Origin of the sequence: Bowmanella dokdonensis, assembly GCF_017254865.1 — a bacterium.
GTDB classification, from domain to species: domain Bacteria; phylum Pseudomonadota; class Gammaproteobacteria; order Enterobacterales; family Alteromonadaceae; genus Bowmanella; species Bowmanella dokdonensis.
Genome location: NZ_JAFKCV010000132.1, coordinates 1 through 403, shown reverse-complemented (window position 1 = coordinate 403; position 403 = coordinate 1). Strand labels below are relative to the sequence as shown.

Below are 403 nucleotides of genomic sequence, written 5' to 3'. Positions count from 1 at the left end.
AAACAATGACTTCTCCCGAGTAACCGTCCAGCAGAATTTCCTTACCGCCCAGCAAGGACAAGGGAACATCTGTCACCCCCATAACCGCTGGCAGACCCATAGCCCTGGCGAGAATGGCAGCGTGGCTGTTATTTGAGCCCCGCATGGAGATAATGCCCTGCAGTTTACCGTGGGGGAATTCGGCCAGCATGGAGGCGCTGACTTCTTCGGCTACCAATATGGCCTGGTCGGGAATAGACACCGGTGCTCTTGAGGTATTAAACAAGTGCCCCAGTACCCGGTTACCGAGATCTTCCACATCCACGGCACGCTCCTGCATATAAGGATCGTCCATGGAACGGAACTGATTGATATAGCTCTCCACCACCATTTTCAGTGACGAAGGCGCGTCCCAACCGGCATT

General features: G+C 54.3%; 1 protein-coding gene. It reads right to left on the bottom strand.

Annotated features, from left to right (window positions below):
• On the bottom strand, positions 1-403 hold a 403-nt coding region (locus J0A66_RS21880; RefSeq protein WP_241264380.1), incomplete at both ends, for a PEP-utilizing enzyme.